This is a genomic window from Bacillus sp. FJAT-47783 (assembly GCF_022808615.1).
GTDB lineage: Bacteria > Bacillota > Bacilli > Bacillales > Aeribacillaceae > Bacillus_BZ.
Map to the genome: position 1 here is coordinate 1 of NZ_JAKZKS010000031.1, position 19,939 is coordinate 19,939.

21 protein-coding genes, 1 rRNA gene and 2 riboswitches are annotated in these 19,939 nt (G+C 37.0%); of the genes, 2 read left to right on the forward strand and 20 right to left on the reverse strand.

Translation table 11 applies throughout. The annotated features are described in order from the left end of the window. From MLD65_RS16110 to groES, 17 genes are all read right to left on the reverse strand, one after another. Positions 1–116 (reverse strand): 16S ribosomal RNA (locus tag MLD65_RS16110); the annotation flags it as partial. Positions 117–708: 592 nt separating this feature from the next. After that, entirely contained in the window at positions 709–2,031 is a 1,323-nt protein-coding gene (locus MLD65_RS16115) for an NCS2 family permease (protein ID WP_243292879.1), read from the reverse strand. Between the two features lie 200 nt (positions 2,032–2,231). Further along, a riboswitch (purine riboswitch) is annotated at positions 2,232–2,333 on the reverse strand. Between the two features lie 89 nt (positions 2,334–2,422). After that, entirely contained in the window at positions 2,423–3,943 is a 1,521-nt protein-coding gene (gene guaA / locus MLD65_RS16120; protein ID WP_279326116.1) for a glutamine-hydrolyzing GMP synthase, read from the reverse strand. A 181-nt stretch (positions 3,944–4,124) separates the two neighbouring features. After that, positions 4,125–4,226, reverse strand: a riboswitch (purine riboswitch). Positions 4,227–4,498: 272 nt separating this feature from the next. Then, complete coding sequence (locus MLD65_RS16125; RefSeq protein ID WP_243292881.1) at positions 4,499–6,292, reverse strand: ABC transporter ATP-binding protein; 1,794 nt, start codon at positions 6,290–6,292, stop codon at positions 4,499–4,501. Between the two features lie 3 nt (positions 6,293–6,295). Next, positions 6,296–8,044, reverse strand: coding sequence for an ABC transporter transmembrane domain-containing protein (locus MLD65_RS16130; protein ID WP_243292882.1), 1,749 nt, complete (start codon positions 8,042–8,044; stop codon positions 6,296–6,298). 191 nt (positions 8,045–8,235) lie between these two features. Further along, complete coding sequence (locus MLD65_RS16135; RefSeq protein WP_243292902.1) at positions 8,236–9,015, reverse strand: sulfite exporter TauE/SafE family protein; 780 nt, start codon at positions 9,013–9,015, stop codon at positions 8,236–8,238. A 90-nt stretch (positions 9,016–9,105) separates the two neighbouring features. After that, positions 9,106–9,333, reverse strand: coding sequence for a sulfurtransferase TusA family protein (locus tag MLD65_RS16140; RefSeq protein WP_243292883.1), 228 nt, complete (start codon positions 9,331–9,333; stop codon positions 9,106–9,108). Between the two features lie 42 nt (positions 9,334–9,375). Continuing rightward, the gene (locus tag MLD65_RS16145) at positions 9,376–10,506 is read right to left on the reverse strand and encodes an MBL fold metallo-hydrolase (RefSeq protein ID WP_243292884.1); all 1,131 of its coding nucleotides are present in this window, start codon (positions 10,504–10,506) and stop codon (positions 9,376–9,378) included. Between the two features lie 41 nt (positions 10,507–10,547). Then, positions 10,548–10,943 (reverse strand): DsrE/DsrF/DrsH-like family protein, encoded by a 396-nt coding sequence (locus tag MLD65_RS16150; RefSeq protein ID WP_243292885.1) that lies wholly within the window; start codon positions 10,941–10,943, stop codon positions 10,548–10,550. 11 nt (positions 10,944–10,954) lie between these two features. Next, entirely contained in the window at positions 10,955–11,188 is a 234-nt protein-coding gene (locus MLD65_RS16155; RefSeq protein WP_243292903.1) for a glutaredoxin family protein, read from the reverse strand. Between the two features lie 18 nt (positions 11,189–11,206). Beyond that, positions 11,207–11,788 carry a sulfurtransferase TusA family protein gene (locus MLD65_RS16160; RefSeq protein WP_243292886.1) on the reverse strand — a complete coding sequence of 194 codons (582 nt, stop codon included), beginning with the start codon at positions 11,786–11,788 and terminating at the stop codon, positions 11,207–11,209. A 68-nt stretch (positions 11,789–11,856) separates the two neighbouring features. Further along, on the reverse strand, positions 11,857–12,336 hold the full coding sequence (locus MLD65_RS16165; RefSeq protein WP_243292887.1) for a DsrE/DsrF/DrsH-like family protein: 480 nt from the start codon (positions 12,334–12,336) through the stop codon (positions 11,857–11,859). Positions 12,337–12,395: 59 nt separating this feature from the next. Next, the gene (locus tag MLD65_RS16170; RefSeq protein ID WP_243292888.1) at positions 12,396–12,623 is read right to left on the reverse strand and encodes a sulfurtransferase TusA family protein; all 228 of its coding nucleotides are present in this window, start codon (positions 12,621–12,623) and stop codon (positions 12,396–12,398) included. 88 nt (positions 12,624–12,711) lie between these two features. After that, positions 12,712–12,972, reverse strand: coding sequence for a metal-sensitive transcriptional regulator (locus MLD65_RS16175; RefSeq protein ID WP_243292889.1), 261 nt, complete (start codon positions 12,970–12,972; stop codon positions 12,712–12,714). A gap of 403 nt (positions 12,973–13,375) precedes the next feature. Further along, a complete protein-coding gene (locus MLD65_RS16180; protein ID WP_243292890.1) occupies positions 13,376–14,347 on the reverse strand; it encodes a DUF3800 domain-containing protein in 972 nt (323 codons plus the stop codon). Between the two features lie 490 nt (positions 14,348–14,837). Beyond that, the gene (gene groL, locus MLD65_RS16185; RefSeq protein WP_243292891.1) at positions 14,838–16,469 is read right to left on the reverse strand and encodes a chaperonin GroEL; all 1,632 of its coding nucleotides are present in this window, start codon (positions 16,467–16,469) and stop codon (positions 14,838–14,840) included. Between the two features lie 54 nt (positions 16,470–16,523). Beyond that, on the reverse strand, positions 16,524–16,808 hold the full coding sequence (groES, locus tag MLD65_RS16190; RefSeq protein WP_243292892.1) for a co-chaperone GroES: 285 nt from the start codon (positions 16,806–16,808) through the stop codon (positions 16,524–16,526). A gap of 317 nt (positions 16,809–17,125) precedes the next feature. Between groES and MLD65_RS16195 the strand changes: the two genes are divergently transcribed. Both MLD65_RS16195 and MLD65_RS16200 read left to right on the forward strand, forming a co-directional pair. Then, entirely contained in the window at positions 17,126–17,860 is a 735-nt protein-coding gene (locus MLD65_RS16195) for a CPBP family intramembrane glutamic endopeptidase (RefSeq protein WP_243292893.1), read from the forward strand. Between the two features lie 2 nt (positions 17,861–17,862). Then, on the forward strand, positions 17,863–18,063 hold the full coding sequence (locus MLD65_RS16200; RefSeq protein WP_243292894.1) for a YdiK family protein: 201 nt from the start codon (positions 17,863–17,865) through the stop codon (positions 18,061–18,063). A 265-nt stretch (positions 18,064–18,328) separates the two neighbouring features. Here the strand turns inward: MLD65_RS16200 and tatC are convergent, their stop codons facing one another. Genes tatC through MLD65_RS16215 form a run of 3 tightly spaced genes read right to left on the reverse strand, consistent with a single transcriptional unit; the run spans position 18,329 to position 19,924 of the window. After that, entirely contained in the window at positions 18,329–19,078 is a 750-nt protein-coding gene (tatC, locus tag MLD65_RS16205; protein WP_243292895.1) for a twin-arginine translocase subunit TatC, read from the reverse strand. A gap of 18 nt (positions 19,079–19,096) precedes the next feature. Then, entirely contained in the window at positions 19,097–19,273 is a 177-nt protein-coding gene (locus tag MLD65_RS16210) for a twin-arginine translocase TatA/TatE family subunit (protein ID WP_243292896.1), read from the reverse strand. A 15-nt stretch (positions 19,274–19,288) separates the two neighbouring features. Continuing rightward, positions 19,289–19,924 carry a redox-sensing transcriptional repressor Rex gene (locus MLD65_RS16215; protein ID WP_243292897.1) on the reverse strand — a complete coding sequence of 212 codons (636 nt, stop codon included), beginning with the start codon at positions 19,922–19,924 and terminating at the stop codon, positions 19,289–19,291. Between the last annotated feature and the right edge of the window lie 15 nt (positions 19,925–19,939).

Consider the following 19,939-nt stretch of genomic DNA (forward strand, 5'->3'; position numbering starts at 1 on the left):
ACTCACCCGTTCGCCGCTAACGTCAAGGGAGCAAGCTCCCTATCCGTTCGCTCGACTTGCATGTATTAGGCACGCCGCCAGCGTTCGTCCTGAGCCAGGATCAAACTCTCCAATAAAAGTTTGACTTACTCATAATTAAAATAGAATTAACAGAAACGCTTGGTTTTGTTTAGTTTTCAAAGATCATCATCTCTTGCTGACAATAAACAATTTTATCAAATCCAACATTCGTTGTCAACATCTTTTTTATCTTTTTTATCTACTGTTTTTCAACAGCGACTTTATTAATATATCACACTTGCTAGTTTAGCGTCAACTACATTTTTAAATGTTTTTGTTCGTTTGTTGATGCCTCAAACAGCACAAGAATTAATATACCAAGATAACTACGAAGCGTCAACAGTTTTTTAGAAATTTGTTGTAAAAAGATAAGAAGGATAATTAGTAGTCAGCATTAATAGATGAACAAAAGCGCGAGAGCTTCGCTAAAGCGAAGTACAAACTGCCATTTCAGTAGGAGATAAAAGAAACTCGGGCGATCGTTGAAGCGATGTTGACTTATCGTACAGATAAGCCGCTAACATTCGGAGCTAGACGCAACCAACTATGAATAGCGTTGCACACATATTGTAAATTTATCCTTTCCTTAACAAATAAAAAAGGCTAAAGCTATCCATCATGAGCTTTAGCCAAACTTTCAATCTATTATTAAACTAAATACATAAAGTACAAGATAAATATAATGAACAGCCCATACATCACAGGGTGAATTTCTTTCCCTCTACCTTTCATAATCATCGTAATAGGATAGAAGATAAAGCCGATAGCAATACCTGTTGCAATACTATATGTTAGCGGCATCGCAATGATTGTTAAGAAAGCTGGTACCGCAACCTCAAATTTGTCCCACGGAATTTGACCTAGTGATGAAACCATTAATGCACCTACAATGATCAGAGCTGGTGCCGTAACAGGCGCTGTAATGACACTAAGTAAAGGAGATAAAAATAATGCTAATAAGAAAAATCCTGCTGTTACAATAGAAGCAAAACCTGTTCGCGCACCTGCTGCAACACCTGCAGTTGATTCAACATAAGATGTTGTAGTAGATGTTCCTAAAATGGCACCAAAGACTGTTGCTAAAGAGTCTGAAAGCAATGCTTTATCCGCTCTTGGTAATTTATTATTTTTCAAAAGTCCTGCTTGGTTTGCTACAGCAACGAGCGTTCCGGCTGTATCAAAAAAGTCAACGAATAAAAACGTTAATATAACAACAAGCATTTGAACGGTAAAGATTTCGTTTAAGTTTTCAAATGCCGCACCGAAAGTAGGGGCTAAACTAGGAATTTCTCCCACAACTTGCGCTGGTGGTTCAATAAGACCAAATACCATTCCGACAATAGCTGTTATAAACATGCCATAGAAAATACCGCCATTAATACCGCGAACCATTAAAATGACTGTAATGAAAACACCAAAAACGGCAAGCAGCGTTTCAGGACTGCGCAAATCCCCTAATCCAACTAAAACAGCATCGTTGTTCACAATAATTCCTGCATTTTGCAGTCCAATAAAAGTAATGAATAACCCAATCCCTGCCCCAACTGCAAACTTCAATTCAGCCGGGATGGCATTGATAATTTTTTCTCGAATTCCAGTTAACGTTAATAGAATAAAAATGAGACCTGAAACAAGCACACCAGATAAAGCTGTTTGCCACGGGATATTAAACGTCAAAATAACCGTAAAAGCAAAGAAAGCGTTAAGTCCCATTCCTGGCGCTAATGCAATCGGGTATCGGGCTAATAAACCCATGATTAGCGTACCAATCGCAGCAGCTAGAGCTGTTGCTGTAAAGACGGCTCCTTGATCCATTCTCATTTCCGCAGGTAAATCTGGGATAGCTCCTAGCGACAGAGTGAATGGATTGACAAATAAAATGTAAGCCATCGAAAGAAACGTTGTTAATCCCCCAACAAACTCACGACGGTAAGATGTTCCTAACTCGTCAAATTGAAAGTACTTTTTCATTATGAAGTCCTCCTAAATATGTCATACGTAAACGAAAAATATCGGATAAAGTGAAACTCCATTCAGTGGGGGTCTTACTGCCCATTATGAGAGGGGTAAAAAAAGAAGCGCACCGTAAACGGTACGCTTGACTTTTTGAGAATTTAATACGCGAAAAATGGTTGAAGATACAGCAATATAAATACACTGCCCCAACATGTACGCTATATTAAATACCCCGTAGTCAAGCTATTTACGGTAGCTCGGTAGAAACTCTCAGGCCATATCCCCGAAATTATACGACGTATTTGCTTTATGAATTAAATTGACGAATTTATCTTACCAATCCCAAACGGTGATGTCAATAAAAATACGAACATTGCAACAAAAAAGTTTTTTTATCGTTCGTAAATTACTCCCATTCAATTGTTGAAGGCGGCTTGCTTGTCACATCATATACGACGCGATTGACATGTGGAACTTCATTAACAATTCTCGTTGAGATGACTTCTAATACATCCCACGGAATTCTTGCCCAGTCTGAAGTCATGCCATCAATAGATGTAACGGCACGGATACCGATTGTATAGTCATACGTACGAGCGTCACCCATGACTCCTACACTACGGAAACCTGGTAACACCGTGAAGTATTGCCAAATATCTCGATCTAAGCCAGCTTTTTTAATTTCTTCACGTAAGATAGCATCTGATTCACGAACAATCTCTAGTTTTTCTTCTGTAATTTCACCAATGACACGGATACCTAGACCCGGTCCTGGGAACGGTTGACGCCAAACAATTTCATCCGGAATGCCTAACTCAGTACCTAACGCACGAACCTCATCTTTAAATAAAGTATTTAATGGTTCAATTAGTTTGAATTTCATATCCTCTGGCAGGCCGCCGACATTATGATGTGATTTAATCGTTTGTGCTGTTGCCGTACCACTTTCAATGATATCGGTATATAAAGTTCCTTGCGCCAAGAAATCAATTCCTTCAAGCTTAGCCGATTCTTCATCGAACACATAAATAAATTCGTTCCCAATGATTTTACGTTTTTGTTCTGGATCTTTTACACCTTTTAGTTTATTTAAGAAACGGTCTTTTGCGTCAATTTTGATAACATTCATATTGAACCCTTCACGGAATGTTTTCATTACGCTTTCCGCTTCATTTTTACGTAGTAAACCGTGATCGACGAACATACATGTTAGCTGATCACCAATAGCTTTATGAATTAATACAGCTACAACAGACGAATCAACGCCACCGCTTAATGCACATAAGACTTTTTTGTCGCCAACCGTTTCACGAATCTTTTCCATTTCCATTTCAATGAAGTTTTCCATTGTCCAAGACTCTGAGCAACCACAAATGCCAAAAACGAAATTCTTTAATAAATCATTTCCATACTCAGAGTGACGAACTTCTGGATGGAATTGAACACCGTATATACGACGTTCATCATTACTAATAGCAGCATATGGACAAGATGGGCTTGTTGCATCTACTTTAAACCCTTCTGGAATCGCGGAAACTAAGTCCCCATGACTCATCCAAACAATTTGATCTTCAGGTAATTGACTGAATAATGGTGAAGCCTCTTTTACATTAATTGTCGCTTTTCCGTACTCACGGTGTTTCGCAGATTCTACTTTTCCTCCGAGTGTATGTGTTGTCAATTGCATTCCGTAGCAAATTCCTAAAACCGGAATTCCTAAATCAAAAATCCCTTCATCGCAGCGGAATGAGTTTTCATCATATACACTATTTGGACCTCCGGATAAAATAATACCTTTCGGGTTCATCGCTTTTATTTCTTCCAATGTTAATGTGTGTGGATGAAGCTCACTGTAGACTCCAAATTCACGAATGCGTCGTGTAATCAATTGGTTATATTGACTTCCAAAGTCCAATACTAATATCATCTCTTGGATGTTTTTCAATCTGGTCACCTCATTTTCTTATGCTAGTATTTCATGCTCGACGATTTCGCCAAGCGTGTAAAACAACAACTCAAAATGATCGATACTGCTATTTTTTTCTAAAACAAAAAAAAGAATTCTGCACAAAAAAGAAAAGGCAGAATTCTTTCTCATAAAATAATGAAATCGAACGTTCTGCCTTCATAGTCGGGTTATTTACGGCAACCCGGTAGAGACTCTCGAACCGTATTATCGAGGATATACGAAGGTGTAACTGTGCTGTGAATTTTAACTAATCATAACAAGCGAATACGGCTTGGTCAATATGATGTCATTTTAATTAAATTTTCCCACAATTCAACTGAATCTACCCTTTCCTTTTTCGCATCACTTCCATTATATAGCACCCGTTTTTCTCTGTTTTTTTGTTGTTCGCGTTGAATCTGCACGGTGTTCATCAAAAAATATACAATGATAAACCCATTATTTACCTAATTGTTTTAAAAATGGACAGGCTTATCCTTAATAGAGCCGATTCAACTTGAACCGGCTCGCCTTTTAGGAAGAAACAACATTCTCCATACTTTCTGTCAACCCATTTTGCAGAAGATACATTTTGTAATATAGACCTTTTTGTGCGAGAAGCTCTTGGTGATTACCCCTTTCAACAATTTCTCCTTGATGCAGGACGAGAATTTGGTCTGCATCTTGAATCGTTGATAAACGATGGGCAATCGCAATGGTCGTTCTGCCTTTTCTCATCTTATTTAATGCGACGCTAATCGCTTCTTCGGTTTCTGTATCAATATTGGCTGTTGCTTCATCTAAAATTAGCACTTTTGGGTTTGTCGCTATCGTTCGAGCTAACGCAATTAGCTGGCGTTGGCCGCTCGAAAGTGTTGATCCTCGTTCAACAACTTGATGATGATACTTACCCGGTAACTTTTCAATAAAGGTATGTGCTTGCACAAATTCAGCTGCCTGCTTAATTTCTTCTTCTGTCATGTCTTTATCGTATAAGCGAATGTTATCTTGAATCGTTCCGAAAAATAAAAACGGATCTTGCAAGACGAGTCCCACTTTTTCTCGAAGCTCGGGCTTTGGGTAGTTTTTAATGGACTTCCCATCAATGAAAATATCGCCGCGCTCAAATTCATAAAAGCGCATGAGTAAATTGATAATCGAGCTTTTCCCGCTTCCTGTATGACCGACAAGTGCAACCGTCTCACCTTGCTTCGCCGTAAACGAAATGTTTTTTAACACATCTCGCTTGCCATCATAGCTAAATGAAACATTGTTAAACTCAATTTCTCCGTTTTGAATATGAAGTGCTTCATTTTGTTGATTCGGCTCTTTTTCTTTTTCGTCGAGCAATGTAAACACACGAGATGAAGCAACGATTGCTTGTTGAAACATTGAAAGGCGCATCATCATTTGATTTACCGGCTCAAAAAAGCGCTCTACGTAATTGACGAAAGCATATAGAACGCCAATTTCGATCGGACTATTAAAAGACGTTATCCCAAAGAAACTTAAGACGAGAATAAGGGAAAACACATACACAACATCGATTGCCGGACGAAGCAATAGACCGTCAAGTTTAATGTTTTTCATCCCCGCTTGATAATGGCTTTCATTAATGACACCGAATTCACCCTGAAGCCTTTTTTGTTGACGAAATACTTGAATAATCGCCATCCCTTGTAACGATTCATTTAATTTTGCATTTAACTGACTAAGCTTCTCTCGTAATTGAGTGTAATAGATGGCACTATATTTCCGATACGTTCGAATAATAAGAAAGATAACCGGTAAAATAGCGGTACAAAATAAGGCGAGCTTTACATTTAAACTAAACATCGCAATAAATATACCGAGTAAAAAGAAGCTGCTTTGAATAAATGTGACAAGCACTTCCACAAACATTTCTTTAATGGCCTCGGTATCATTCGTCACCCTTGAAACGATACTGCCAGCGGGCGTTTTATCAAAATAACGCATACCTAATGATTGAACTTTTGAAAACACATCAATCCGTATTTGTTGAATAATTTTTAGAGCAATTTCTTGAAACTTTAATTGTTGGAAATAAGATATGATCACTTTCGTTACATGGATTGTTAAATACCCTACGGCTAAAAAAGTAAGTGGCTCTCTCGGAAATAATCCCGGTGTTAAATAATCATCAATAAAAATTTTCACTAAAATAGGGCCGATTACTTCCCCAGCTGTCGATATCGCTAATAAGAAGAAAGCAAATAATAACGGTTTAGAGTGGGGCTTAGCATAGCCGATAAGCCGCCAAAACACTTGTCTTTGCTTCTTCCTTGACATTGTTGTTCCATTCTCCATCCTTTATCCTCCATGTTCTACAATGTCTTCTAACTGTTGGCGAACGTACATGTCTTTATACCATCCTTCTTGTTCCATCAACTCTTCATGTGTCCCACGTTGAATGATCTTCCCCTCATCCAAAACAAGAATTAAATTTGCATGTTGAATTGCACTTAATCGATGGGCGGTAATGATCGTTGTTTTCCCGCTTCGATTTTCTTTTAAAGAGGTTATAATTTGTTCTTCTGTTTTCGCATCTACCGCTGACAGCGAATCGTCTAACATAAGAACTTCACAATTCATTAATAGCGCTCGTGCAATGGAGATCCGTTGTTTTTGTCCGCCAGATAGTGAAACACCGCGTTCCCCCACAACGGTGCCATATCCATCTGTAAAATGAATGATGTCTTCATGAATTTGTGCTAAACGAGCGGCTGCCTCAATTTCTTCATCCGATGCATCTGGTCTTCCGAAAGCAATATTTTCTTTAATCGTTGAAGAAAACAGAAAATGATCTTGCGGAACATAACCAAAGGCTCCTCGAAGCGCATTCAACTTATAGTCCATTATAGAGTGGTCGCCAATTTTAATATCTCCATCTATATCGGGGAATTCACGTAGCAATGCTTTTAATAACGATGTCTTCCCTGCACCCGTTTTTCCGACAATCCCTAATGTTTCCCCTTTTTTTAACGTGAAATAAATATTTTGTAAGACAGGGTGTTGTTCATTTGGATAAGTAAAAGATCGAATTTCATATTGAATATCGCCACTAGGTATAGTTGAGATAGCTCCTTCATTTTCTTTTACATCCGGCTGCTCCTTTAACAGCTGGGACACTCGGTCATAAGAAGCTCTCCCCCGTTCCACAATATTAAAAAGCCACCCAAATGCAAGCATTGGCCAAATTAAAAGGCCTAAATAGGTTGTAAACGATACGAGTTCACCAATTGTTAACTCCCCTTCCATCACATAGCGAGCACCGAACACAATCGCTAAGAAAAAGGAAATTCCGACAACGATGGATATCGTCGGATTAAACAACGAATCAATCTTCGCAACCGAAATATTTTTTTGCACAACATCATCCGACTGCTTTCGAAATGATTCGATGTCTTCTTTTTCTTGACCAAATGTTTTAATCACTTTGATTCCTGTAATACTTTCCTGTGTTTTATCGTTTAAAGAAGAAAACGCTTCTTGTGCATGAGAAAACCGTTTATGCAAAAGCGTTCCGTAATAGTTCGTTAAGATCGCCATGATCGGCATCGGGATGAGACTAATAAGAGTCAGCTTCCAACTAATCGTTGTTGCCATCGTGATCATGACAAAGCCTCCAACGGCTAATGAATCAACGAGTGTTAATACGCCTGCCCCTGCCGTTTGTTGAATCGCTTGCAAATCATTTGTTGCATGGGCCATTAAATCACCAATTCGTCTCCGTTGATAAAAGGACGGTGTCATCGTTGTAAACTTTTCATACAAACGGTTTCGTAGCTGTTTTGATAATTTTACCGCGGAACCAAAAATCAGCACTCGCCATATGTAACGAAGAAGATACATCGATAAGGCAGCAGCAGCTAAAATCCCCATCCACATCGTTAGCCCTCGACTCGTTAACTCTTCACCCTTTATCGCGTCAACCACAATCCCAATCACTTTTGGCGGGATAAGCTCTAGGGCAGCAACAATACATAACAAGAATATCCCCGTTATGTATGCTCTTTTTTCTTGTTTAAAGAACCACATTAACTCCCAAAATACTTTCATATATTTCCTCCGATATTTGATGTTCAAACATAAGCAATAGCTTAATTTTACCAAAAAATTCAGAAAAATGAAGAGGGAATTGATTGACTTAAAAAACGCAAACGCCTTTGTTCAACGGTTAGTTTTTCTATTTTAGTTGGGCTCTGATCCGAAAAAAAAGACGTTCAGAACACGTCTTTTTTGTACATTCTTTATGATATAATATCCATCCAAATTTTAGCGGCCGTTGCCGCAATTAAAACGGCTAATATAACTTGCAATAGTTTCGTGTTAACTTTTTTACCTGCCATAGCTCCTAATGGGGAGGCAATTAAACTCGCAATAATCATGATAAAAGCTGGGAAATATTCGACCTGTCCTGTTGTCACCTTTCCTACGGTTGCACCAATTGAGGAAATAAACGTAATGGCTAATGATGAAGCAATCGTCATACGAGTTGGAATCTTTAAGACAACTAACATAATCGGAACGAGTAAAAACGCTCCTGCCGCTCCGACAATACCTGCACCAATCCCAACGATTAAGGCAAATAGGGCTGCAAGCCATTTATTAAACGTTACTTGATCAAGGGGTATATCATCAATTCCTTTTTTAGGAATAAACATCATAACAGCTGCAATTAACGCTAATATGCCGTAAATTAAATTAATTCCGTCTTCTGTCATTAACTTAGAGCCATAACCACCAATGAAACTACCAATTAAAATTGCAGTTCCCATGTAGCCAATTAATGTCTTATTTAAATAGCCACCTTTTCGATACGCCCATACTCCACTGATTGTCGCAAAAAACACTTGCACAGCACTTATCCCTGAAACTTCGTGTGCACTAAATGCTGCTAAACCAAATAAAGGCGGAATATAGAGTAGCATCGGATATTTAATAATCGAACCACCGATTCCTAGCATCCCTGAAACGAATGAACCGATAAATCCAATTAAGAAGATGGTGATGATAAATGCAATATCCATCATATTGCCTCCTTTAAAAAGCCAATCCATTAATAGTTAGACCCCTCAAACAAGTTTTGAGGGGTCATTTTTTAAGACCGCCTTTTCGTATTAGCCTTTTTTAATCCAAAACTTAAACATATTATTTTCTTCTTCCTGCTTCAATAGTTCATGGTCACCTGACTTTACCCAAGCTGTTATGTCACTTTTTGAACCTTGATCTGTTGTATGAACTTCTAATATTTGACCTGATTCTAATTCGTTGATTGCCTTTTTCGTTCTAACGATTGGCATTGGGCATGCTAATCCTTTTGCATCTAAAACTTTTGCTACTTCCATTCCGATTACCTCCAATTTTTTATTTGTTTGCTAACTATCAAATTATCGAACGGCACAACGGTTTGGTCCGATTTCCATTTCACGTTGCTTTTCTTCATCCGGATTAATTTTTCCCATATTTGTTTGACGAATTTCTTGAAACGCATTTGGTTGTGGTGGTAAGTTTTCTGTTACTAGTTTTCTAAATTCATTTTCATCTTCAATGTTTAAGCCGTGATTTTGTTCATACAATGTCCCTAATTTTTCAGATACACTTCCATCCTCATTCAATTCGTCGATGATCATAAAGTGCGCGGGTAAAACGATTAGTTCTTCAGATAATTCTTTGTATCTTTTATAAAGACTTTCTCTTAAATCTCCTACCCAATCTTCAGCCATACCAGCTAGGTCTGGTCTTCCAATTGAATCGATAAATAAAATGTCTCCTGAAAGTAAGAATTTCTCATCGACTACAAATGAAGTCGATCCGATTGTATGGCCTGGTGTGTATAGTGCATGAATATTGATGGAAGTGTTCCCAATTGTCACTTCATTCCCATCTTCTAACGGTTTGTATGAAAACGTTACTTCTGTTGCATCCTTCGGCGGTAACCAGTACGTTGCGTTTGCTTTTTCTGCAATGATTCTTCCACCTGAAATATGGTCAGCGTGTAAATGTGTGTCAAATACATGGGTTATCGTTGTCCCAATATCTTCAGCAAATTTCAAATATACATCGGTCATTCTTGTCGCATCGATTAGCGCTGCTTCACCGTTTGAAACAACCATGTAGGAGAGGCACCCTTTCCCGATTCGTACAAATTGATACAGTTCACCCCCATCTTTTAAGTCGCCAACTTTAATCGGTTCTAAATGTTCACTCCAAGCTTTCATACCGCCTTTTAAGTATGAAACAGTCAAACCAGCCTCAGAAAGCATCTCTGAAATCATGATGGAAGATCCTTCTTTCGCACAAACGACTAATACCTCCTTATCAGTTGGAATCTCATCAATAATTTCATCAACACCATCTAGTAATTCAAAATACGGTACATTTAAGTGCGTAAAGTTTTCCCCTTCAATTTTCCAATCCGCAAAATCACTTTCGTTACGTACATCAAAAATAAATAACTCTTCTTTATTAATCACTTTTTTCGTTACTTCTTTTGACGTCATTACATATACTGACACCATCAATTACCCCCTTAGGTATTATTTTTTGCAAAAAAATATCATTAAAAGGTTAACGTAACATTTGCGTCTTTCGCATATTCTAAAAATGTTACAGCTCCACCTACTTCAATTCCATCCACAAACACTTCTTTTTCTAATCCCATTACATCCATCGTCATTTGACAGCCGATAAATTTAACACCCATTTCTTTCGCCATTGATACTAATTCTGGAATTGTGGGAACATTCGCATTCGCAAATCCTTCAGCGAAATGTTCTTTTCCTTCGGGCATTGGTAAATGTTTGTTTGCTTCTTTATGAATGAGGTTTAAGCCTTCAAATGTAAAGAAAATGGTTACTTCTTGATCAGATGCGGCTGCAGCTGTTGCAATGTTAAATACTTTATATGCGTCAAATAATCCACCATTACTCGCGATAATAGCTACTTTACTACTCATTGTCCATCCTCCTAGTTATTTAATGCCATCATAATTTGATTTGGGTCAAACCCTACAATCCACTTTCCATTCACCTCGGTTTGAGGTACTCCCATCTGACCAGTAATTTTAATAAGCTTCTCCATCATTCCCGGTTGTTCCTCAATGTTTACTTCTTTAAAAGGAATTTGTTGATCTAATAAGAAATTCTTCAACATAACACAATATGGGCATACTGTTGTTGTATAGATCGTAACTTGTTTCATCATCATTCTCCTCTCTTCTTACTTATTAATTCCGATTGTTTCTCCTGACCATTGACTCATCCCTGGCACGACATTCATTACCTTTGTAAATCCATTTGCAGCAAGCTTTTGCGCGGCAAAATCACTGCGGCTTCCTGAACGACAGATGACATAGATTTCATCGTCTTTGTTTAGTTCATTTAAACGTTTCTCCAATTCCCCTAACGGAATGGATATGGCTTGTGGGATATGACAAAACGCATATTCAGCTTCTTCCCTTACATCGAGTACAACAATGTTTTGTTCTGCCGTTACTTTTTGTTCTAGCTCTTCATTCGTTACTACATATGGGTGCTTTTTCTCTAGTGTTGTTGATTCATCATCTGTAGCTTTTCGTAAATAATGCTTTAAAACATCTCCCTCCTCTATTGTTCCTAAATATTGATGACCAGCACTTTCAGCCCATGCTTGAATATCTGCTTTTGATCCTTTATCGGTTGCTTGAACCTCTAACACGAAACCAGCTTCTAAGTCTTTCATCATCTTTTTTGTTTTCACAATTGGCATTGGGCATGCTAATCCTTTTGCATCTAATACTTTATTTGCTTTCATGTTTTCCACAGAATAACCTCCTATTTTTATATACCCAATAAGGTATTTTATTTAGTAAAAAAATATTTCTAAAGAGTTTAGATGAATAAATTAACGTTACCTTCTTGTGCGTCTGCTAAATAAGCTGCAACACCAGCATATTCAATATTGTCTAGTAACTCTTCTTTTTGTAACCCTAATAAATCCATCGTCATCGTACAGGCAACAAGTTTAACATCTTGCTCCTGTGCCATTTCGATTAACTGTGGTAATGGTACGGCATTATGCTTTTTCATAACGTTTTTAATCATTTTAGGTCCCATTCCCGCAAAGTTCATTTTAGATAAGCCCATTTTATCGGCTCCTCTTGGCATCATTTTTGCAAACATTTTTTCTAAAAATCCTTTATTTACAGTTAATGCCTCATCTTTACGCAGCGCATTCAAACCCCAAAATGTATGGAAAATCGTCACTTCATGATCATAAGCCGCTGCACCATTTGCAATAATATAAGCTGCCATCGCTTTATCATAATCGCCGCTAAATAAAATAATCGTTGTTCTTTTCTTTTCGGTCATTAATATCATTCCCCCATTCTAACTTATACCCGTACAGGTATTTGGTTGTTTAAAAAAAATTACCCTTTTTTAATCCAAAACTTGAATACTTCATTCTCTTCTTCAACTTTTATTAATTCATGCCCACCTGAATTTGCCCATGCTGTAAGATCACTCTTTGAGCCTTTATCAGTTGTATGAATTTCTAACACTTGACCTGATTCCAATTCATTGATTGCCTTCTTTGTTTTTACAATTGGCATTGGACATGCTATTCCTTTTGCATCTAATACTTTATCTACGATCATTCCCCATTCCTCCTCATCGATTTGTTTATCGTTATTACCCCTATAGGTATATTATTAAATGTAGAAACATATGTCAACCATTAATTATTTATCTACTTTTGACAAGCAAGTTGACCGCTTCTTTTATGATTTCATCCGTTTTTTCTCCATTTTCATTTGCTTCTAGAACGCATTCCACTAAGTTCGAGCTAACAATGACGCCTACTGTTCTGTCGACTGCGGAACGAACCGCTGACAACTGTGTAATTACGTCTTTGCAATCTTTTTTGTCCTCCATCATTTTGATAATCCCTCTAAGCTGCCCTTCGATTCTTTTCACTCTATTTTTAATTTGATCATTATATTCCATAAGAGACTCCTTTCATTGCTTTTTGTATACTGTATCGTCATTATATACCCTATTGGGTATGTTGTCAACGAAGGTGATTCACGATTCGGTGCAATATTAAAATAAAAAAGAGTCTTCCCAAAAGTTCAAAGAACTAATGGGAAGCCTCTAATTTTTATGCCTTTTCATTTTTCAAGTTTGTCCTTAATTGGGGCGTAGAAGGCAAATTTCCTGTCATATCAAGTGATGATGGGGAAAGATTACATCATGCCGCCCGTATGATGAGAGTGTGTAATACCCTTAACAATCAGTACCAAAAGTGCCGCAAATTAAGGTTTTGGTTATTGTTAACAATAATATCTTTAATGAGGATTTACCGTTTTTCACTGGATTGTGTTAGCAAACATCTTTTAAGATATCACATTTAAGCCTTAAAGAGATTATAGTAATTTTGCATAATAAATGTGTTTCTTCCTTTACCACTAAGTTGGTCTAGATATCCAAGCAACATTCTTAATTGATTATTTGTATAACCCATTCTTAATCTAATATCTTTTGTGGTATCATCAGGTTTTCTAACATTCGATATTTTTGTCATTTCATTAACATCAAATTGTGTTTTAAATGCCATAAATTGTGATAAATAATCAGAAATATTGACTTCATGAATCATTTCTTTTTGTCCATCCCACTTAAAAATATTGATTTGTTTCTGAAATAAATCTATATTATTTTCTTCAATTAGAAAACGATAAATAAGGTCACTTTTAATTATTGGCTTATCATCACCAATATTCAGGTATGACTTTTCCATTAAGAACACAACAATTCCCATTAATAAATCAACTATTTGGAGTGGAATTGATTTATGAGAATCTTTATACCAAGCTTTATTGACATAGTATTGCATACCACGATATATTGCATGTGCATTCATTTGTTGTTTAAGCTTAGAATATACCCTCATCTTTCCATATTCAGGGCTGTGATCCACTACAATCTCAACTGTTCTATAATCATCTGAAAGCCCTCTAGTTAATCCATAGAAAAGTCTTTCAGGGATCTTTACATAAAATAAATTACGCAATTCTGTAACCGAAATATCAACATTTCTAGCAAATTTCAATGCAATATTATTATCTACAACAAAAATGTTAATTTGAAAGTTTGTTTTTATGAAATGATGTAAACAATATATGTATGGAGCAAGATCCTTATCATTGTTATATTCAGTAAAGTGGTATTCACTCTTTTTACCAGTGATTCTCAGAATTTTAGTTATATCATCCACTATGCTATCACACTTAGTTTGTTCAACACCGTATGCACCGTAATAAGAGTATTTTTTTTCAGTGTCTAATTTATTTGATTCATCGAAAAAGATTGAGTATTCCAAACCCATCACCTTCTTGACTCAAAATGTATAATTGCTTATAATTTACATATAGTATAGCATGTATTACTTCCAATCACCGTTTTGATAGGGAGTTTTTTCGGAAAGACCACCCAGTCACCGTTTTGACAGGAGTGGTCTTTTTACTTATTTATTAGAGTTATACTAAAATAACAAGTCTAAATACATGTTACTTACTCCAAAAACAATAGGATCAACGCACGATAACAATTGACCCTATTTTGGTTGAACTGCTTAAAACTCATATGAAGGGACAAGATCCAAGAATGACTAGGACATTCAGATATTAAAACTAAAATGGACATATATGCACATATGACTAAAAACATAAAGAAAGAGGCCTCCAATAAGTTTAGTAACTTATTGGAGGCCTCTTTAAAAATCTCATTGACTAATATCAGTCACTTTTTCGGGCACTACATAAGATGTAAAGACTGATGAACGTTGATATAACAAGGTTTTTATACCTTTATTACATCATACCGCCCATTCCGCCCATGCCACTCATGTCAGGCATGCCGCCGCCAGCGTTTTCTTCTGGCTTGTCAGCAACGACTGCTTCAGTAGTTAAGAACATTGCTGCAACAGATGCTGCGTTTTGAAGTGCAGAACGAGTTACTTTTGTTGGGTCTACGATACCAACTTCGATCATGTTTACCCACTCGCCAGTTGCTGCGTTGTAGCCTACGCCAACTTCTTCTTTCTTTAAGCGTTCAACGATAATAGAACCTTCTAAACCTGCATTGTGCGCGATTTGACGAACTGGCTCTTCTAATGCACGAAGAACGATGTTTACACCTGTTGCTACGTCGCCTTCAGCTTGGATTTCAGCCACTTTGTTGTATACGTTCACTAGTGCAGTACCACCACCGGATACAATACCTTCTTCAACCGCTGCACGAGTAGAGTTTAGAGCGTCTTCGATGCGAAGTTTACGTTCTTTTAACTCAGTTTCAGTAGCTGCACCTACTTTGATTACGGCTACGCCGCCAGCTAATTTTGCTAAGCGCTCTTGTAATTTTTCTTTATCGAACTCAGAAGTTGTTTCTTCTAATTGAGCACGAATTTGATTTACACGAGCTGCGATTTGTTCGCTTTCTCCAGCACCTTCAACGATTGTTGTGTTTTCTTTCGTTACAACAACTTTAGCAGCGCGACCTAATTGATTGATGTTTGCACTCTTAAGATCTAAGCCTAAGTCTTCAGTGATCACTTCACCGCCAGTTAAGATTGCGATGTCTTCAAGCATTGCTTTACGACGGTCACCGAAACCAGGAGCTTTAACTGCAACAGCGTTGAATGTTCCACGAAGCTTATTCACTACTAATGTCGCTAACGCTTCACCTTCAACATCTTCTGCAATTAGTAATAATGGCTTACCTTGTTGTACAACTTGCTCTAACACTGGTAATACTTCTTGAATGTTAGAGATTTTCTTATCAGTAATTAAGATATATGGGTTTTCAAGAACCGCTTCCATTTTGTCAGAGTCTGTCACCATGTAAGGAGAAGCGTAACCACGATCGAATTGCATACCTTCAACTACTTCTAACTCAGTAGTGAAACCTTTAGACTCTTCGATTGTAATAACGCCGTCGTTACCAACGCGCTCCATTGCTTCTGCAATGAGTTTACCTACTTCTTCGTCAGCAGCAGAGATTGCAGCAACTTGAGCGATAGACTCTTTACCTTCGATTGGCTTAGAGATTGCTTTTAATTCTTCAGTAGCAACAGCCACTGCTTTTTCGATACCTTTACGTACACCTACTGGATTTGCACCAGCTGTTACGTTTTTAAGACCTTCACGAATCATCGCCTGTGCTAATACAGTTGCAGTTGTTGTACCGTCCCCAGCAACGTCGTTTGTTTTGCTCGCAACTTCTGCAACAAGTTTTGCACCCATGTTTTCGAATGCGTCTTCTAATTCAATTTCTTTTGCAATCGTTACACCGTCATTTGTAATTAATGGAGAACCGAATTTCTTCTCTAATACAACGTTACGACCTTTAGGCCCTAAAGTAACTTTTACAGCATCTGCTAACGTATCTACACCGCGAAGCATCGCGCGACGTGCTTCTTCGCTAAATTTAATTTCTTTTGCCATGATGCATTCCTCCTCAAAAATTTTAATTGTTCTATGATATAAACTGTCGTCAAATTAACCGATAACAGCTAGGATGTCACTTTCACGTAAGATTAAGTATTCAGTACCTTCAAATTTCACTTCAGTACCAGCATATTTTGAGAAGATGATGCGATCGCCTTCTTTTACTTCTGGAGCTACACGCTCTCCGCTATCAAGTACACGACCTGTGCCAACTGCAATTACTTTACCCTCTTGAGGCTTTTCTTTTGCAGTATCTGGTAATACGATACCACTTGCTGTTTTTTCTTCTGATTCTACAAGCTTAATAACTACGCGATCACCTAATGGCTTTAACACGTGAAACAACCTCCTCAAATTTGTATTGAGATTTTTTAATTTTTCTTTTTATTAGCACTCAATCTCCTTGAGTGCTAACACAATTATTATATTATAGAAACCTTCTTGCAATTTCAAGTATGAAATACAAATTTTTATAAATTAATTGAAATGTTATTTCCGTTATTGATTATGGCTTATTTCACAAAGTATTAGTCATCGGTTTTACAAAATTTTGAATCCCCTCTCTTTTCGACAATATTCGAGGTGTGACACGAATCACCCTCCACATGTTAAAATAAGAAAATAAAGAGTTTATAAAGTAAAGGAGACACATCGTGAAAAAGCATTATTGGTGGATTATTATAACCTATGTAGCTATGCAACTTTCCGTTTATATCGGCGTACCTCTTTTTTTCAGTCTAGGGATTGGCTCGGATCCTTCTTTAAAGGTTGCCGTATTTAAAGCACAAGCTTATTGGACGATTTTTAGCTTTTCAGTAGCTTTTCTAATCATCGTACTAATTCTCGTTCAAGAACAAAAACAAGCCGTTCGTAGTGAACCTAAAGCTTCTGTTAAAGTATCCTCTTTATGGGCAATTGGTGGAGCTTTTTTGGCTCTATTTGTACAATCGATTGCCGCAAATATTGAAGTGAACGTGTTTGGTATAGACCCAGGTTCAGAAAACACGCAAATGATTATTGATTTAGTAAAAATCACACCGCTATTAATTGTCGTAACATCCATTATTGGACCGATATTAGAGGAAATTATCTTTCGTAAAATTATTTTTCGTGTTATATATAGAAGAACGAATTTCCTTATAGGAGCTCTCATCAGCTCTTTCTTGTTTGCCATTGTACACGGTGAACCTGAACACCTTTTACTTTATGCATCAATGGGACTTACATTTGCTTATTTGTATGTCAAAACTAATCGAATTATCGTGCCGATTTTCGCTCATACGGCGATGAACTCATTTGTCGTTTTAATTCAACTTCTGTACGGTGAAGAGATTGAAAAAATGATGAATCAAATGGAGCAAATTCAAACTATAATTGGAGGCATTTAAAAATGAGATTTAATCCAAATTCCATGGGCTTATTTTATTTTGCCATGGGGATCTTATTTACTTACTTAGCGATTAACAGCGTTGAAGAATCCATTTGGACGCTTCCAACTATCATTTTAATGCTGTTGGCAACATTCGATTTTTCCGTTTCCATTCGAATGTTTGCTTTCTCCGCTAAAATAAAAAAAGGGAAAGATAAATAGAACGTTTAAAAATAGGGAAAGAAGGATGAATGGGACAGCGTTTAAGCTGTCCTTCGTTTATCGACAAAATAAACCCGTAATTGCACGAATCTTAAAATTATTGCACTACTGAATAAGTATTTGCACTTAAGATGTCTTTTTTGCACTTAAATTTCTATAATTGCACCTCCATATGAATTCTCTTAAGCCATTCATTTACACATCGTTTTTTCTTCAAACTACAAAAAAGACTACCTCAAAATAAGTGAGACAGTCTTTCCATGTGCTATTCTTTTTTATTCGCTTCTTTCATTTGGGCAATTTGTGCTTTTCGATAAGCAAAACGAGAAATAATGATACTTACTTCATACAAAATGAGTAATGGCACCGTAACCATTAAATGCGACATGAGCTCTGGTGGTGTAATCATAGCAGCTACGACAAGTAAGACAAAATAAGCATAACGTCGAATTCTTACTAAAAACATTGGTGTAATAAGCCCTAGTCGTGTAAAAAACATGACGACTACCGGTAGTTGAAAAAGAATTCCAAACGGCAAGGTTAATTGTAATAAGAAACGAAAATATTCATTTATCCCTATCACTTGGTTAATCTCTAAATCATTGGATATTCTCATCATGAAATCAACGACAAATGGAAACAAAATAAAATACGAAAACGATAAGCCGAGTAAAAATAACCCTAAAGAAATAGGAATATAACTTAACGTTACACGCCGCTCCGATTCATATAACCCCGGGCTCACAAATGCCCAAAGCTGGTAAAGAATAACAGGTGACGTCAAAATGAGCGCAATAATAAACGCGAATTGCATGTAAACCATAAACGGATCTGTCGGTCTAAATGCATTTAAGGCAAATTGTTCTGCTTCTCCCGTGTGCTGTAAATATACAATAATAGGTTTTGTTAAAAAGAAACCGGCAACAACGGACATTAAAAAGAAAACGACTACAATAACCAGTCGTTTTCGCATTTCTTCAATATGCTCTAAAACAGACATTTGTTTTTCATTCATAGGAAATCATCCTATCTCTTACTTTTCTGATTTCTTATTGTCATCATCATAATCATCCGCTAAGCCTTTTGTTGCTTTTTTAAACTCACGTAATGTATCACCAGCAGCTCGTCCAAGTTCTGGAAGCTTTTTTGGACCAAAGATTAAAAGACCTACAACAGCAATTAATAAGAAGCTACCTAAACCAATATTCATGTTTAACACCTCCTCTTATTCCTGTGGGAAATTTTTCAAAAAGTACGCTAATGCCTGTAATTCAACTGATAAATCAATATGATGGATCCGAATATGACTTGGAGCCGTTAAACGAGCAGGTGTAAAATTTAAAATTCCTTTAATCCCTTTATTAACTAAGCGATCAGTAATGGACTGTGCAACGTGTGCAGGAACCGTTAAAATAGCAACTGTTACGTCTTTAGGCAGGTACTTCTCAAGATCACCTAAATGGTAAATCGGAACTCCTCCTACTTCTTGTCCAACTTTTTCCTCATCTACGTCAAAAGCGATAGAAATTTGGGTATTATTATTTTTCATAAAATTATAGTGTAAAAAGGCTGTTCCTAAATTTCCGACTCCAATTAACGTTACTTTTGTTAATTCATCTTGATCAAGTGTTTTTCGAAAAAAGGATAGCAAATAATTCACATTGTATCCATACCCTTTTTTTCCTAATGCACCAAAATAGGAAAAATCTCGTCGAATCGTGGCACTGTCAACTTTCACAGCTTCACTTAACTCTTTTGACGATACACGCTGTTTTCCAGATGCATGTAAATTTTGGATAAATCGATAGTAAAGTGGCAACCTCTTAGCTGTAGCCTGTGGTATTTTCGGTTCTTCGTTCAATACATATCCCCCACA